Annotated in this window: 14 protein-coding genes and 2 riboswitches; of the genes, 11 read left to right on the forward strand and 3 right to left on the reverse strand. The window is 65.9% G+C overall.

Annotated features, from left to right (window positions below; translation table 11 throughout):
* Positions 1 to 15: 15 nt before the first annotated feature.
* The 8 genes from AB4Y42_RS30745 (at position 16) to AB4Y42_RS30780 (ending at position 6,892) form a co-directional block, all read left to right on the forward strand.
* Positions 16 to 996: a quinone oxidoreductase gene (locus tag AB4Y42_RS30745; protein WP_368689941.1), complete on the forward strand. Its 981-nt coding sequence runs from the start codon at positions 16 to 18 to the stop codon at positions 994 to 996.
* Positions 997 to 1,006: 10 nt separating this feature from the next.
* The gene (locus AB4Y42_RS30750) at positions 1,007 to 1,855 is read left to right on the forward strand and encodes a TauD/TfdA dioxygenase family protein (protein WP_368689942.1); all 849 of its coding nucleotides are present in this window, start codon (positions 1,007 to 1,009) and stop codon (positions 1,853 to 1,855) included.
* Positions 1,856 to 1,877: 22 nt separating this feature from the next.
* Complete coding sequence (locus tag AB4Y42_RS30755; protein ID WP_368689943.1) at positions 1,878 to 2,438, forward strand: RBBP9/YdeN family alpha/beta hydrolase; 561 nt, start codon at positions 1,878 to 1,880, stop codon at positions 2,436 to 2,438.
* A complete protein-coding gene (locus tag AB4Y42_RS30760) occupies positions 2,425 to 3,135 on the forward strand; it encodes a DsbA family oxidoreductase (RefSeq protein WP_368696259.1) in 711 nt (236 codons plus the stop codon). Before AB4Y42_RS30755 ends, AB4Y42_RS30760 begins: the two co-directional genes overlap by 14 nt.
* A 32-nt stretch (positions 3,136 to 3,167) precedes the next feature.
* Positions 3,168 to 3,500 carry a Rieske (2Fe-2S) protein gene (locus AB4Y42_RS30765; protein ID WP_368696260.1) on the forward strand — a complete coding sequence of 111 codons (333 nt, stop codon included), beginning with the start codon at positions 3,168 to 3,170 and terminating at the stop codon, positions 3,498 to 3,500.
* Between the two features lie 59 nt (positions 3,501 to 3,559).
* Positions 3,560 to 5,191, forward strand: coding sequence for a 3-(methylthio)propionyl-CoA ligase (locus AB4Y42_RS30770; protein WP_368696261.1), 1,632 nt, complete (start codon positions 3,560 to 3,562; stop codon positions 5,189 to 5,191).
* Positions 5,192 to 5,300: 109 nt separating this feature from the next.
* Complete coding sequence (locus AB4Y42_RS30775; protein ID WP_368696262.1) at positions 5,301 to 6,491, forward strand: porin; 1,191 nt, start codon at positions 5,301 to 5,303, stop codon at positions 6,489 to 6,491.
* Between the two features lie 32 nt (positions 6,492 to 6,523).
* Positions 6,524 to 6,892, forward strand: coding sequence for a BON domain-containing protein (locus tag AB4Y42_RS30780; protein ID WP_368689948.1), 369 nt, complete (start codon positions 6,524 to 6,526; stop codon positions 6,890 to 6,892).
* Positions 6,893 to 7,125: 233 nt separating this feature from the next.
* Here AB4Y42_RS30780 and AB4Y42_RS30785 read toward each other — a convergent pair whose 3' ends face one another.
* Complete coding sequence (locus AB4Y42_RS30785) at positions 7,126 to 7,935, reverse strand: DUF2182 domain-containing protein (protein WP_368696263.1); 810 nt, start codon at positions 7,933 to 7,935, stop codon at positions 7,126 to 7,128.
* 8 nt (positions 7,936 to 7,943) lie between these two features.
* Complete coding sequence (locus AB4Y42_RS30790; protein WP_368696264.1) at positions 7,944 to 8,708, reverse strand: DUF899 domain-containing protein; 765 nt, start codon at positions 8,706 to 8,708, stop codon at positions 7,944 to 7,946.
* Positions 8,709 to 8,857: 149 nt separating this feature from the next.
* Between AB4Y42_RS30790 and AB4Y42_RS30795 the strand changes: the two genes are divergently transcribed.
* Both AB4Y42_RS30795 and AB4Y42_RS30800 read left to right on the forward strand, forming a co-directional pair.
* Positions 8,858 to 10,078 (forward strand): helix-turn-helix domain-containing protein, encoded by a 1,221-nt coding sequence (locus tag AB4Y42_RS30795; RefSeq protein WP_368696265.1) that lies wholly within the window; start codon positions 8,858 to 8,860, stop codon positions 10,076 to 10,078.
* A gap of 35 nt (positions 10,079 to 10,113) precedes the next feature.
* Complete coding sequence (locus AB4Y42_RS30800; protein ID WP_368696266.1) at positions 10,114 to 10,755, forward strand: glutamine cyclotransferase; 642 nt, start codon at positions 10,114 to 10,116, stop codon at positions 10,753 to 10,755.
* 48 nt (positions 10,756 to 10,803) lie between these two features.
* Here the strand turns inward: AB4Y42_RS30800 and AB4Y42_RS30805 are convergent, their stop codons facing one another.
* The gene (locus tag AB4Y42_RS30805) at positions 10,804 to 12,735 is read right to left on the reverse strand and encodes a TonB-dependent receptor (RefSeq protein WP_368696267.1); all 1,932 of its coding nucleotides are present in this window, start codon (positions 12,733 to 12,735) and stop codon (positions 10,804 to 10,806) included.
* A 104-nt stretch (positions 12,736 to 12,839) separates the two neighbouring features.
* Positions 12,840 to 13,022: riboswitch (cobalamin riboswitch) on the reverse strand.
* Between the two features lie 90 nt (positions 13,023 to 13,112).
* Positions 13,113 to 13,247: riboswitch (cobalamin riboswitch) on the forward strand.
* Positions 13,248 to 13,493: 246 nt separating this feature from the next.
* Between AB4Y42_RS30805 and AB4Y42_RS30810 the strand changes: the two genes are divergently transcribed.
* Positions 13,494 to 14,588: a porin gene (locus AB4Y42_RS30810; protein ID WP_368696268.1), complete on the forward strand. Its 1,095-nt coding sequence runs from the start codon at positions 13,494 to 13,496 to the stop codon at positions 14,586 to 14,588.
* Positions 14,589 to 14,590 lie beyond the last annotated feature (2 nt).

Here is a 14,590-nt window from a genome sequence, read left to right on the forward strand (position 1 = left end):
GATAGGAGATTGAACATGGCGAAAGCAGTGCGCTTCCACGAAACCGGCGGCCCCGAAGTCTTGCGCTACGAGAGCGTCGAAGTGGGCGATCCCGGCCCCGGACAGGTCCGCCTGCGCCATGAGGCAGTCGGCCTGAATTTCGCGGATACCTACTTCCGCTCCGGCCTGTACCCCGTGCCGCTGCCTGCCGGCATGGGCGTGGAAGCCGCGGGCGTGGTCGAAGCCGTGGGCCCCGAAGTGAGCAACGTGGCGGTGGGCGACCGCGTGACCTACACCGGCTTCATCAACACGCTCGGCGCGTACAGCACCGAACGCCTGATTCCGGCGGCCCCGCTCATCAAGCTGCCCGACGCGATCGCGTGCGAAACGGCGGCCGGCATGACCATGCGAGGCCTCACCTCGTCGTACCTCATGCGCCGCATCCACGACTTCAAGGCCGGCGACACGATCCTGTTGCACGCGGCGGCAGGCGGTGTCGGTCTGATCGTCTCGCAGTGGGCGAAGCTGCTGGGCCTCACGGTGATCGGCACGGTGTCGAACGAGGCGAAGGGCGAAGTGGCGCGCGCGCATGGCTGCGATCACATCGTGTACTACGGTCGCGAAGATGTCGCGAAGCGCGTGCGCGAACTGACCGACGGCGTGGGCGTGAATGTGGTGTTCGACAGCGTGGGCAAGGACACCTTCGAGGCGTCGCTCGACTCGCTCAAGCGCCGCGGCCTGATGGTTTGCGTCGGCACGGCTTCGGGTCCGATTCCGCCGTTCAATCCGCAGATCCTCGCGATGAAGGGCTCGCTCTATCTCACGCGCCCGGCGCTGGCGGACTACATCGCCGATCCCGCGGAGAAGAACGAGCTGGCCGGCGAGCTGTTCGGGCACGTTGCGGCGGGCCGCATCAAGATCGAACTGAACCAGCGTTACGCGCTGGAAGACGCGGTGCAGGCGCATCGCGACCTCGAAGCACGCAAGACGACGGGGTCGTCGGTCTTCGTCATCTGAGGAGCGCAGCATGAAAGTCGAACAACTGACCTATGCCATCGGTGCGGAACTGACCAGCGTGAATCTCGCCGATGCCGTTCACGACGACGGGCTCTTTGCCGAGATTCGCGCGGCGCTGCTCAAGCACCGCGTCCTGTTCCTGCGCGACCAGAACATCACGCGCACCGAACACGTGGCGTTCGCGCGCCGCTTCGGCGAGCTGGAGGATCATCCGGTGGCGGGCAGCGACCCTGACCATCCGGGCCTCGTGCGCATCTACAAGAACCCGGAGCAGCCCAACGACCGCTACGAAAACGCGTGGCACGCGGACGCTACCTGGCGCGAGGCGCCGCAGTTCGGCGCGGTGCTGCGCTGCGTGGAGTGCCCGCCCGTGGGCGGCGACACGATGTGGGCGAACATGGTGCTCGCCTACGAGAAGCTGCCGGAACACGTCAAGGCGCAGATTGCCGGCCTGTATGCGCGCCACAGCATCGAGGCGAGCTTCGGCGCGGCCATGCCGATCGAGAAGCGCCATGCCTTGAAGGCGCAGTTTCCCGATGCGGAACACCCGGTGGTGCGCACGCATCCGGAGACCGGCGAGAAAGTGCTGTTCGTGAGCGCATTCACGACGCACTTCACGAACTATCACACGCCCGAGCGCGTGCGCTTCGGGCAGGACGCCAACCCGGGCGCGGGCGACCTGCTGCGCTATCTCGTGAGCCAGGCCTATATTCCGGAGTACCAGGTACGCTGGCGCTGGAAGCCGAACAGCATCGCGATCTGGGACAACCGCAGCACCCAGCACTATGCGGTGATGGACTACCCGCCGTGCCACCGCAAGATGGAACGCGCCGGCATCGTCGGCGACAAGCCGTATTGAAGCGCGCAGGAGACCATTACAAATGACGCTGAAGACCACACCGACCATCCTGATGGTCCCGGGGTTGCGCGACCACGTGGCGGAGCACTGGCAAACGCTGCTGCAGCAAAAGCTGCCCAACGCCGCTTCGGTGCCGCCGCTCGAGCACGACAAGCTCAGCTGCGCGGCGCGCGTAGCCGCGCTCGACGCGGCGCTCGCGAAGATCGACGGTCCCGTCATTCTCGTCGCGCACAGCGCGGGCGTGATGATCACCGTGCATTGGGCGCAGCAGCACAGCCGCAAGATTCACGGCGCGCTGCTCGCCGCGCCGGCCGACCTCGAAACGCCGCTGCCGCCGGGCTACCCGGCATTCGATGCGCTCGCCGAGAACGGCTGGAACCCGATTCCGCGCACGCCGCTGCCGTTCCCGAGCATCGTGGGCGCGAGCCGCAACGATCCGCTCGCGCGCTTCGAGCGCGTCGAGGCCATGGCGAAAGACTGGGGCAGCAGCCTCGTCGACCTGGGCGAAGTCGGCCACCTGAATCCCGCAGCGGGTTTCGGCGAATGGCCGATGGCGGAGATGTTGATTCATGAACTTGTCTGATCAAAAGTGGGCGGCGCAGGCGAGTCGCGACGCGGGCGAGCAGCCCGTGCTGACGATCGAAGCCTTCTTCGACTTCATCTGCCCGTGGTGCCTGATCGGCAAGCGCAATCTGGACGAAGCGCTCGCGCGTTTCGCGAATTCGCGGCCCGATGTGCGCGTGCGTGTGCAGTGGCGCTCGCATCAACTGCTGCCGTGGACGCCGCTCGACGGCCTGCCGTATCAGGCGTTCTATCGCGACCGTCTGGGCAGCGCCGAAGCGGTGGCGGCACGGCGTGCGCAGGTGCAGCGCGCGGGACGCGACGCGGGTGTCGAGTTCGCATTCGAGCGCATCGAGCTGATGCCGAACACCGCGGCCGCGCACGACCTCGTCACGTTTGCCGTTAGCCGCGGCACGCGCGAACAGAGTGCGGCACTGATCGACCGCGTGCTCAAGGCCTATTTCATGGAAGGCCAGAACATCGGCGATTACGCGGTGCTCGAGCGTCTCGGTATCGAATGCGGCCTCGAGCGCGAGAGCCTGGCGGCGCACATCGCCGCGTCGAAACGCCTCGCGGACCCGACCGGTCAGCGCGTGCCTTATGCCGAACCGCAGGTGAACGGCGTGCCGTATTTCGTGTTCAACACGGGTTATTCGCTCTCGGGCGTGTATTCGCCGGTGGCGATGGCTGGCGCGATGGCGCTGGCGGTCGCGCACTGAGGCGAGCTGAAGGAAGTCGAGGGGAAACAGGAATGACACGTGAAGTACCGGTCGGCATGGCCGACGAACTTGCGCCGGGCGAGCGCAAGCTGGTTTTCGTCGATGGCCGCAGCATCGTCCTGTTCAATATCGAAGGACAGCTGCACGCGATCGACAATTCGTGCCCTCACAACGGCGCCTCGCTCGCGAGCGGCCCGCTCGAAGGATGCGTGGTGCGCTGCCCGGCGCATGGACTGCGCTTCGACGTGCGCAGCGGCTGTATGCCGGGCGCGGGCGGGCTGAAGCTCACGACATTTCCTGTGCGGACCGCGGAAGGAAAGCTGCTGGTGAGCGTGATGGAAACGCCGGCTTCGAGCCAGGCATAGCCGCGCGGCATCGCACTCAAGAACCGCATACGTACCAAAGTCACTTAGGATAGCAAACCATGCAAGGTCTGATGATGGAGCAACCGCTCCTGGTTGCTTCGCTGCTCAAGCACGCAGAACGCCATCACGGCGCTCGGCAAATCGTCTCGCGTCGTGTGGAAGGCGATATTCACCGCTACTGTTATCAGGATCTCGCGCAGCGTGCGCGCCGCATGGCGAATTCGCTCTCGAGCCTCGTCATTGCGCCGGGCGAGCGCGTGGCGACGCTGGCATGGAATGGCTACCGTCACATGGAGCTGTACTTCGCGGTATCGGGTTCGGGCGCCGTGCTCCATACGCTGAATCCGCGCCTGCATGCCGATCAGCTCGTGTACATCATCGAGCATGCGCAGGACCGCGTGATCTTCTTCGATCTCACGTTTCTGCCGCTCATCGAAAGCGTCGCGTCACGCGTGACGACGCCGAAGTTCTTCATTGCCATGACCGATCGCGCGCATATGCCGCGCAACCATGGCCTTGGATCGAGACTCCTCTGCTATGAGGACCTGATCGACAATCACAAGGACGTTTTCGAATGGCCGCTGCTCGATGAAAACAGCGCCTCGTCGCTCTGCTATACGTCGGGCACGACCGGCAACCCGAAAGGCGTGCTCTATAGCCACCGCTCGACGCTGCTGCACACCTTTGCGGCGGCGCTGCCCGACGCGCTGAACTGCTCGGCGCGCGACACGATCCTGCCGGTGGTGCCGATGTTCCATGTGAATGCGTGGGGCCTGCCGTACATCGCCTGCATGACCGGCGCGAAGCTCGTGTTTCCGGGCCCGGCGCTCGATGGCAAGTCGCTGTATCAACTGATCGAGGAAGAGCAGGTCACGGTGTCGGCTGGCGTACCGACGGTCTGGCAAGGGCTGCTTTCGCACGTCGAGTCGGTAGCAGGTTCGTTTTCCTCCATGCGCCGGACGATCATCGGCGGCGCGCCGTGCCCGACCGCAATGACCCGGGCGTTCCAGAAGCGCCATCACGTCGACGTCCTGCATGCATGGGGTATGACCGAGCTGAGCCCGGTCGGCACGGTTTGCAGCTTCAAGGCGCATCAGACCGAACTGGCCGAAGACGAGCGCTATGCGCTGCAGGCGAAGCAGGGGCGCTCGGTGTTCGGCATCGACATGAAGATCGTCGACGCTGCGGGCGAGGAGCTGCCCTGGGACGGCAATGCCGCCGGCGACCTGCAGGTGCGCGGCCACTGGGTCGCGAGCGAATACTTCGGCGGCGACTACGCCTCGCCGCTGCAGGACGGCTGGTTCCCGACCGGCGACGTGGCGAAGATCGATGCCGACGGTTTCATGCAGATCGTCGATCGCAGCAAGGACGTCATCAAGTCGGGCGGCGAGTGGATCAGCTCCGCCGACATCGAGAACGTCGCGAGCCTGCATCCCGAAGTCGCGACGGCGGTGTGCGTTGCGGCGCGTCACCCGAAGTGGGACGAGCGGCCGCTCTTGCTGATCGTGAAGAAGCCGGGCAGCGCGCTCGAAGCCGACGACCTGCTCACGTTCTTCGACGGCCGCGTGGCGAAATGGTGGAAGCCCGACGCCGTGCTGTTCATCGATTGCGTTCCGATCGGCGCGACGGGCAAGGTGCTCAAGAACCAGTTGCGCGATCAATATGGCGGCCACTACTTGCAAGCTGGTTAAGGTCCCAGGTCACAGCGTTTCATTCAGGCAATACCCTTCAGGCTATACCCATCAGGCAACAACAAAAGACGCCGGGTCCACCTGGCGGCCACACACACGGAGAGAGGCAATGAAATTGAAGTTCGGCAGCGTGGCAGCGCTGATCCTGTTCGCCAGCGCGGCGCATGCGCAATCGTCGGTCACGCTTTATGGCGTCGTGGACTCCGGTCTGCTTTACCAGAGCACGTCGGCGCAGCATGCCTTCGCGCCCAAGACAGTGGGCGGCAAACTATTCAATGGCAACGCGGGCTCTATCTTTGCGCTCAAGGACGGCGGCATCTACTCGAGCATCTTCGGCATGAAGGGCAGGGAAGACCTGGGCGGCGGATACGCGGCCAACTTCAAGCTCCAGGGATCGTTCAACAGCTCCAACGGGCAGACGGGATTGAACAGCTCGGCAACGGCGAGCGCGATTTTCAACCAGGTCACCACCATCGGCCTTTCGGGTCCGTTCGGCAAGATCGACTTCGGCCGCCAGTTTGCGCCGATGGCCTACGCCATGGCCGAAACGGACGTGCGCAATGCGCAGTACTTCGGCAGCACGCTGACTGCCTGGCTGACCATGAACACGATGTCGGGCTGGGCGGGGAACAACACGAATGCCCAGATTGGCGCGCTTTACGACGACAATGCGATTGTCTATAACTCGCCGTCGTTTTACGGTCTTTCGACTGCACTCGAATACGCGCCCGGCGGCGTGGCAGGGCAGCCCCAGGGCGGCACGCGCGAGTCGGCCATCCTCAAGTACTCGGGCTTTGGCCTGAACGCCGATGCCGTCTACTACAACGGTCACGATGCGAACCCGTACGGGTACTCGAATCCGCCGACTGCGGCGCCGGCAACCGGCCAGAACAACAACCGCTTCATCTATTTCGGCGCGAAATACACGTGGCACGGGCTCTCGGTCTCGGGCTCGTTCGCCAACGGCCGCAATCCGGCCAACACGAACGGGGTGCCGAAGTCACTGGTTGTCTCCGGTGATTTTGACATGTGGACGGGCGGTCTTGGCTATCGCTTCTCGCCGGCGCTCAACGTCACTTCGGGCGTTTACTACCTGAAGGACAACCGGAACAACTCGAACCAGTCGACTGCCTACGTACTCGGCGCCGAATACAACATCTCGGGACGCACGCTGGTTTATGCCCAGGGCGGCTATGTGTCCAACCGCGGCCAGATGAACCAGGAGCTTATTTACGGCACGCCTGTCGCCCCGGGTCGCAACACCACGGCTGTCAACGTCGGCCTGCGCCATACCTTTTAAGCCGCGAGCAGAAGCCACCATTGGAGTATGGAATGAACACATTTAACAAGACCCTCAGCCTTGCACTCGTCACGCTGCTCGCCGCGGCGTCCCTGAACGCTTCGGCCCAAACCGAGGCCAGCGCGCCCAGCGCTACGGCCTCGGCGGCGGCCAGCACCGAGGCACCCGCGACGCCGAGCAACACCAAGCTGCGGCGCGCGGTGTACCGCGCGCTCGCGAAGCACAAGGAAATTCAAGGCGGCAGTATCGGCGTCAGTGCCAAAAATGGGGCGATTACGCTCAATGGCACGGTCACGGATGCGGCGCAGGTCGACAGAGCCGCCGAGATCGCCAGGGGCGTTCCTGGCGTGACCTCGGTGACGAACAAGCTGACGGTTCAGAAACCTTTAGGCGGCATGTGAGCCGTCACCAGAGGCGCGGAGTGCGGTGAGGCCGGGAGTCCCCCCGGTCGCGCCGGGCTTCGCCCAGCAGCACGGAGGTTGAATCCAGTCGGCCTCCTGCTGTTACTCCGGATTGCCAGTAACAGTCCGGAGCGTCGATCAGACTCGTGTGCAGGCGCGAGTCTGGAGGCGTGAGTTCGACGTTAGAGTCGGAGCGTTTTATCGCCGTTTCGCGAGTGCGGAACGGCGATTTTTTATGCAGCCAACGCCCGCACCAGCATCACCAGGCCCGCCGCAATCGCAGCCGCGCCAATCCCGCGTGCGACTCTTGTGCCGCCCGGCATCCACCGCTCCGCCGCGATCGCCGCCGCGACCAGCGCCATCGCAGGCCGATCCATCACGCCCGCCGCAAGCAGCGCCGCCATCAAATTTCCGCAGCAGTACAGGCAATGCCGGCCGAGCTTCAGGCCGTGACGCAGCGCAGCCTGCATATCGAACCGCGCATGCCCGCACGACGGCACGTTCCCGCAGCACGCAAGCCACCGCGCTTTCCACGCGGAGAACTGCAGCACGCCCGCCATCACGACGACCACACCGGCCAGGGCCGGCGCGCTATGCGCTAGCGCTGGCGCCTCGACGGCCAGCGCGGTGAGTCGCGCCCCCGCCGCGTACACGAGCCCCCCGACTACGAGCCACACGAAGAAGTAACCCGCACCGGCCATCACCGTCATCCCACCCGCACGCGCCGCGCGTGCGTCGCCCAGCGCCTCGAAATACCGCCACAAAGCGGGCGCGACCGCGGGCAACATCATTGCGACCATCATCACATTCCACATGCCGGCAAACGATACGGCGGCGTCGAACCACGTGCGTCCGCACATGGGCGTCCAGAGCGTGGACATCGTCCAGCCGCCAGGCATCGGCGTGCCGCCCATCGCCTGCATCGAAGCGCACCAGACGAACGTCGCCGCCGCGCTCGCCGCGCAGACCAGCGACGCAACGCCGAAGAAAATCGCGCGCGGTGTACCGCCGCGCAGCCGTACCGTCATGCCGACGTTATCCATGATGCGCCTCAGCTCTCTGCGTACTCGTCATGCCGGTGCCACCAGATGCCGGCCTCGTTGCGTCCCTTCGGCGCGCGGTCGAGCCACTGGTACATGCCCCACACGCCATCGAGGCCGCGCGCATAGGTCGAGTACGTGTGATAGACCACGCCGTCCTCGAGCACGAACGCGCTCAGGCCCGGACGGTCGCGCGTGTAGGTCGCCGCGTCGGTGCCGCAGCTCGCCGCGAACTCGGCAACGGGCGCGGGCGGCGGATTCATGTCCATGGCGTGGCCGCTGCGCGCATAGTTGTATTCGATGTCGCCCGCGCGCTGCTGCGCGGTGGTGAACGCCACGTTGAAATCGAAGTTGAAGTCGTTGCCGCTCGACGAGGCCCACGGGAAATGCCATCCCATGCGCTTGCGGTAGCTGAGCAGCTTCGCGAGCGGCGCGCGCGAGACCGCCATGAGCCGCACGTCGTGATTCGCGAGATGCACGGCGATGCCTTCGAAGCCATCCGCAATCGACGAGCACGACGGACAGCCCGCCGCGTAATCCGGTCCGAACATGAAGTGATAAACGAGCAGTTGCGAGCGCCCCTTGAAGAGATCGGCGAGCGTGGCGCCGCCCTCTTCGGTTTCGAAGCGATACGTCTTGTCGACGCGCACCCACGGCAACGCCTGGCGTTGCTGCGCCAGTGCGTCGCCGCGGCGCGTGTGTTCTTTCTCGGCTGCGAGCAGTGCGATGCGCGCCGCAAGCCAGTCTTCGCGCGTTCCTGTGGTATGGGTTGCCATTGCCTGGTCCTCCTATGGATTCACTATGGTGGCGGCGCGCTGTGCGCATCGCCATGCCGTTCGATCGATGATTCGTTTGATCGCCGTGTTAGATTAGGTCCGGACCGAGGAGGAGGGGGAGTGACAAGTGTGGCGGGATTCCCATGACCATGGATTCGCTGATCACGGCGGCGGCGCGCGCGCTCGCCGCCGGTGATCCGTTCGGCGCGCTGAACCGGGTCGCGTTGCGCGACGACGCGCCCGCGCTCGCGCTGCGCGGCATCGCCATGGCGCAGCTCGGCGACTTCGCGCGCGCCAAAGCGCTGCTGCGCAGCGCGGCGCGCGGCTTCGGCTCGCGCGAGGCCGTGGCGCGTGCACGCTGTGTCGTCGCCGAGGCCGAAATCGCGCTTGCTTCACGCGATCTCGGCTGGCCGACCGATACGCTCGCTGCGGCGCGGCAAACGCTCGAGGCCCATGGCGACCGTCTCAATGCCGCGCACGCACGCTACCTGGAAATACGCCGTTTGCTGCTCATCGGCCGGCTCGACGAGGCCGGCGGCATGCTTGCCGAAGCCGATCCCGCGCCGCTGCCGCCCGCGTTGCGCGCGGCGCACGAGCTGATCGCCGCCGGCATTGCCATGCGGCGCATTCAGACGCAGGCGGCGCGGCGCGCGCTCTCCGCGGCCGCGCGCGCCGCGCGTGACGCGGGCATCGCGGCGCTGAGCGCCGAGATCGAGAGCGCCGCGCGGCTGTTGACCTCGCCGGCGGCGCGCCTCATCGCGCGCGGTGAAGAGCGGGTGCTGCTGCTGGAAGACGTCGAGGCGCTGCTCGCCTCGAAGGCGCTCGTCGTGGACGCGTGCCGCTACGTCGCGCGCGAGGGCCCGACCGTCATCGAACTCGCAAGACGGCCCGTGCTGTTCGTGCTCGCCCGCGCGCTCGCCGAGGCGTGGCCCGCCGACGTGCCGCGCGACGCGCTCATCGCCCGCGCCTTTCGCACGAAGCACGCCGACGAAACGCATCGCGCCCGCCTGCGCGTGGAAATCGGCCGCTTGCGCACGCTGATGCGCGACGTGGCGGAGATCGGCGCGACCCAGCAGGGCTTCGCGCTGGCGCCGCGCCACGCGAGCGAAGTGGTGGTGCTGGCGCGGCCCGTGGAAGAAAAGCACGCCGCCGTGCTGGCTTTTCTCGCCGATGGTGAATCGTGGTCGAGTTCGGCGCTGGCGCTGGCGCTTGGCGCGAGCCAGCGCACCGTGCAGCGCGCGCTCGATTCGCTCGCCGCGGCGGACAAGGTGCAGTCGTTCGGCTACGGCCGCGCGCGCCGCTGGACCACGCCGCCCGTCCCCGGATTCGCGACGACCTTGTTACTCCCCGCGCCGCTGCCAGGCGAATAGGATGAACGCCTGTCCCGTCATTCAAGGAGGAAACCATGAAACGAACGACTGCCGAAATCGTCCGCGAGTACGGCCCTTTTCCCGGCATCGAGAAGGTGGGCGGCGTCTCGTACGACGGCAAGCAGGTGTGGTTCGCCGTGGGCGAGCGCATCGCGTCGCTCGATCCGCAGAGCGGCCAGACACAGCGCTCGATCGACATTGCGGCACACGCGGGCACGGCTTTCGACGGCCGGCATCTGTTTCAGATCGCCGAGGACCGCATCCACAAGATCGACCCTGAAACGGGCCGCGTGCTTGCCACGATTCCCGCGCCTGGAGGCGGCGGCGACTCGGGACTCGCGTGGGCAGACGGCACGCTCTGGGTCGGGGTGTATCGCGAGCGCAAGATCCATCAGGTCGATCCGCAGACGGGCGCGATCCTGCGCACGCTCGAATCGAGCCGCTTCGTCACGGGCGTGACGTGGGTGGACGGTGAACTGTGGCACGGCACCTGGGAAGGCGACGAGAGCGACTTGCGGCGCATCGATCCGGGCACGGGCGAAGTGCTGGAACAGCTCGACATGCCGCCGGGCACCGCCGTTTCGGGGCTGGAGTCCGATGGCGACGAGCAGTTTTTCTGCGGCGGCGGCAACAGCGGGAAGATTCGCGCGGTGCGGCGGCCGAAGCGCGAGGGCTAGGCGAGCGGGCGCGCGAAACGCTTGAACGCACCCGCTCGCACGCAACGCTCAGAACGTATAGGTCACCTTGCCAAACGCCGTGCGCCCCAGCGTGTTGTACCCGTATGCAGTCACGTACTGCCGGTTGAACACGTTCGCCAGCGTGGCCGAAAGCGCGAGATGCGCATTGACCTTGTACGACGCGCGCAGGCTCACCGTGGTCCACGAAGGCAGGTAGATCGTGTTGAGCTGGTCGTCGAACGTCGAGCCGTTATACAGCAGCGAAACGCCGGTACTGAGCGCGTGGAGCTGGAACTCGTCCCACGTGTGATCGACGCTCAGGCTCGCCGTCTGGCGCGGGCGGCGATTGAGCCAGGTCTGGTCGGTCACGTCCTGCGGATTCAGGATCCCCACCGTGAGGCTCACTGGCGTGGACTTGCCGAGCGTGCCCTTGTACGAGAGGTCGAGCCCCTGAATGTGCGCGCGGCCCACGTTCACGGGCAGGAAGGTCTGCGAGTTGTACGTGATGAGGTCGTGCACGCGCGTGTCGTACACGGCCGCCGTGAACGTGCCGATCGACGTGGTGGCGTCGAGCGCGGCTTCGATCGAATCGCTGCGTTCGGGCAGCAGGTTGGGATTCGAGTAGCCCGGATAGTAGAGGTCGTTGAAGGTCGGCAGGCGGAACGCGTTGCCGTACGAAACGCGCGCGGTGTAGACCGGCGTGATCGCCCACGACAGTGCGACGTTGCCCGTATTCACCGATTGCCCCTGCACGATCTCATGCCGCCCCGCCAGAAACAGCGTGACGGGTCCGAGCGTGGTGGACTGATGCATCGACACGGCCGAATCGTTGCGCGCGGGCAGGCCGCCCGGCACATCCACGGGCAGGAACGCCATCTCGCGCGTGTAGTCGTAGGCGAGCTTGGTCTCTCCGTCGAGCGGCATGCCGAAGAGCGTGTGGCCTCTTTCCTGATGCGTGATCGACGTGGAGGTGGAAAAGCGCGTCGAGTCGATCTCGTCGGTCGGGATCGCCGGGTCGTTCGAATAGAGGAACTGACGGTCCGTCGCGTAGCCCACCGACTGGTCGAACTGCGTGGTCGGCGTGATGTCGAGGTGGAACGCGAGGCCGGTCGTGAGCTGGTTGTCGCGCTGGCGGTCGTTGCCCCCCGCGTTGTCGTACGAGAGATCGGAGCGGTGGTAGAGCGCGAAGGTCGAGATCGACCAGTTGTCGTGCGCGTAGCCAAGGCGCGCGTCCAGGTTCTGCGCGTGGTATGGATTGCGGCCGTCTTCGTGGCCGTAGGCCCCGGGCTGCGTCGCGTCGATGCCCGCTGTGTTGTAGTCGTGCAGGCCCAGCGAGTAGGTGAGGCCGCTCAGTGCGGAAAGCGGCCCGGTCGAGCCGATCGTGCCCGAGGTGCGCACCTGCGTGTCGAAGGTCTTGTTCGAGCCGCCGCCGAACGAGACGGTGGTCTGGTTCGGCTGGTTCGACGCATGACGCGTGAAGAGCTGCACGACGCCGCCCACGGCATCCGCGCCGAACGAGGCGGCTGCGGGGCCCGAGATCACTTCGACGCGGTCGAACGAGGCGGTCGCCAGATCGGCCCATTCGGCCGTGCCCGTGGTGACGGAGCCAATGCGTATGCCGTCGATGAACACGGCCACCTGGTCGGCCGACGACCCGCGGATGCTCACCCCCGTGTACGACCCCGGCCCGCCGGTCTGCGAGACGGTGACGCCGGGCAGCGTGGCGAGCGCCTGCGCGATGCTGGGGTCGGCGGGGGAGACGCGGTCGAGGTCCTCGCGCGTGAGCACCTGGGTGCTTGCGTAGCGCTGGTCGAACGATTGCGGCAGATGCTGCGCGTCGCCCACGACGAGGATATTGGGCAGCGTGGTGCCGTCGCCGGCTTGCTGCTGTGTCTGGGTCGGCGATGCGTCGGCGGCCTGCGCGGTTTGCCACGCACAGGCGAGCGCGGCGGAAGTCAATACGAATTGGCGAAACTTCATGATGCGGTGGCTGGAAACAGCTCCTGAAAAACGGGCTGTCCGTGCAACGGGCGATCGCCGCGTGGGCGGTGCTTTTGCGCATTGGGGATCCCCGCCCGCTGCGGCTGCTGGACTCGGCTGATGGCAGGTCTCCTGGCTCGCGGGTCGACGTCCGTTGCCGGCCTTCCCGGTTTCCCAGTGGCACGCTCTGGCATGGACTCGCCGCTAACAGTTGCGGGGGCAGCCGCAGTCTTGCACTGCGTTCCCTTTTGATCCCGTCGCCGGGAACCATCAGCGCGCAAGGGTAATGGCCGCGCATTCGCCGCGTCAACCTTTGACGTGTGTCGTGTGGCGAAAACACCCGGTTTGGCCGCTCCCGCAACTTACGCTATCCTTGCAGCTGTTTTTCGCGCGTAGGCGCTGCACGAGCGAAACGCAGCAGGGAAGCCGGTGAGAATCCGGCGCGGTCGCGCCACTGTGACTGGCTGTCAATCGAGCCAGAAGTCAGACCCCGCTACGTTTATTTCACGACTCATTCCCGGGCGCGTAACCCAAGGAGCCGTCAATGCACACCCTCCCACCTTGGAAAAGCGGGCCAATCCGGCCACCACCACCGGCCCTGATGCGGCGTAGACCGCTCACGGGCCACCAGGCGTTCGCTGTTCAAAAGCACGCTGGATATTGACGGATTAACGACGACGTCGGGTCACCTCGCCGCAACAAGCGAGGGCTGACGGCGCTCGTCCATGCATTCTTTACTAGCACAAACAAGAAGACTCATGAACAAGCACATTCTGGCCGCCCTCGGCGGGGCGGCGTTGGCATTCACAGGCGCTGGCGCCTCGGCGCAGCAGGTCACGTTGTACGGTGAGATCGACGCTAGCGTCGACTATGTCAGCGACGTTGCGGGCCGCAGCCAGTATCGCGCAGGCTCGGGCCTGATCGACGGCAGTTTTTGGGGCCTGCAGGGCAGCGAGGATCTCGGCGGCGGCAACGCCGCGATCTTTCGCCTCGAGCGCGGTTTCTCGGTCACCTCCGGCGAAGCCTTCAACGACCATCCGTTCTATGTTGGTCTGCAATCCGAACGATTTGGCACGATCACGCTGGGCCGCCAGTACGACACGATGCACGACTACTTCGCCCCGTTCACGCTGACGGGTGGCGCGGCCGGCACGGCATTCGCGCATCCGTTCGACAACGACAACGCCAACAATTCCTGGCTCGCCTCGAATGCGGTGAAGTTCGCGAGCGCCACATACGGTGGTTTCAGCGCCGGCGCGATGTACGCGTTTTCGAACGCGGCGGGGCGCTTCGCGCAAAACCGCGCTTACGGCTTCGGCGCGCATTACGAGGGCGGCCCGTTCAGCGCCGGTGTGGCTTGGATGCACATCGACGGACGCGGCGCCTCTTCGGTGGGTGCGTACGACACGTCGGTGCTGCCGGGTGCGGGCCTCGTGCCGACCGAGGTCGCGGTGCAGCGCGAAGATACCATTGGCGCGGGCATGAGCTACGCGCTCGGCGACGTGACGCTCGGCGCGGCCTGGTCACGTTCCATTCATACGGGTGTGAGCGAGGCCGATGGCGGCGTGCCGCTCCCGTCGATCGCCTTCAGCAACTACGAAGTGAATGCGCTGTGGCAGGTGACGCCCGCGTTCTCGCTGGCGGGCATGTATGCCTATACGGGCGCGACCTCCGCACATTGGCATCAAGGTGCGCTGCAGGCCGACTATCAGCTGTCGAAACGCACGGACGTGTATACCGAGGCGGTCTATCAGCGCGCGTCGTCCGGTGCGTTTGCGATGATCAACACCTGCGACCCGTCGGGCGGCCGCAACCAGGTGCTCGTGGCGGCGGGCATCCGGCATCGCTTCTGATT

This window comes from Paraburkholderia sp. EG286B (assembly GCF_040965655.1).
Taxonomy (GTDB): domain Bacteria; phylum Pseudomonadota; class Gammaproteobacteria; order Burkholderiales; family Burkholderiaceae; genus Paraburkholderia.

Coding starts and splice junctions, on each gene's coding strand:
- AB4Y42_RS30800 (WP_368696266.1), top strand. CDS start 10,114: ATGAAACGAACGACTGCCGAAATCGTCCGCGAGTACGGCCCTTTTCCC.
- AB4Y42_RS30765 (WP_368696260.1), top strand. CDS start 3,168: ATGACACGTGAAGTACCGGTCGGCATGGCCGACGAACTTGCGCCGGGC.
- AB4Y42_RS30770 (WP_368696261.1), top strand. CDS start 3,560: ATGCAAGGTCTGATGATGGAGCAACCGCTCCTGGTTGCTTCGCTGCTC.
- AB4Y42_RS30795 (WP_368696265.1), top strand. CDS start 8,858: ATGGATTCGCTGATCACGGCGGCGGCGCGCGCGCTCGCCGCCGGTGAT.
- AB4Y42_RS30780 (WP_368689948.1), top strand. CDS start 6,524: ATGAACACATTTAACAAGACCCTCAGCCTTGCACTCGTCACGCTGCTC.
- AB4Y42_RS30810 (WP_368696268.1), top strand. CDS start 13,494: ATGAACAAGCACATTCTGGCCGCCCTCGGCGGGGCGGCGTTGGCATTC.
- AB4Y42_RS30745 (WP_368689941.1), top strand. CDS start 16: ATGGCGAAAGCAGTGCGCTTCCACGAAACCGGCGGCCCCGAAGTCTTG.
- AB4Y42_RS30790 (WP_368696264.1), bottom strand. CDS start 8,708: ATGGCAACCCATACCACAGGAACGCGCGAAGACTGGCTTGCGGCGCGC.
- AB4Y42_RS30805 (WP_368696267.1), bottom strand. CDS start 12,735: ATGAAGTTTCGCCAATTCGTATTGACTTCCGCCGCGCTCGCCTGTGCG.
- AB4Y42_RS30750 (WP_368689942.1), top strand. CDS start 1,007: ATGAAAGTCGAACAACTGACCTATGCCATCGGTGCGGAACTGACCAGC.
- AB4Y42_RS30785 (WP_368696263.1), bottom strand. CDS start 7,935: ATGGATAACGTCGGCATGACGGTACGGCTGCGCGGCGGTACACCGCGC.
- AB4Y42_RS30760 (WP_368696259.1), top strand. CDS start 2,425: ATGAACTTGTCTGATCAAAAGTGGGCGGCGCAGGCGAGTCGCGACGCG.
- AB4Y42_RS30755 (WP_368689943.1), top strand. CDS start 1,878: ATGACGCTGAAGACCACACCGACCATCCTGATGGTCCCGGGGTTGCGC.
- AB4Y42_RS30775 (WP_368696262.1), top strand. CDS start 5,301: ATGAAATTGAAGTTCGGCAGCGTGGCAGCGCTGATCCTGTTCGCCAGC.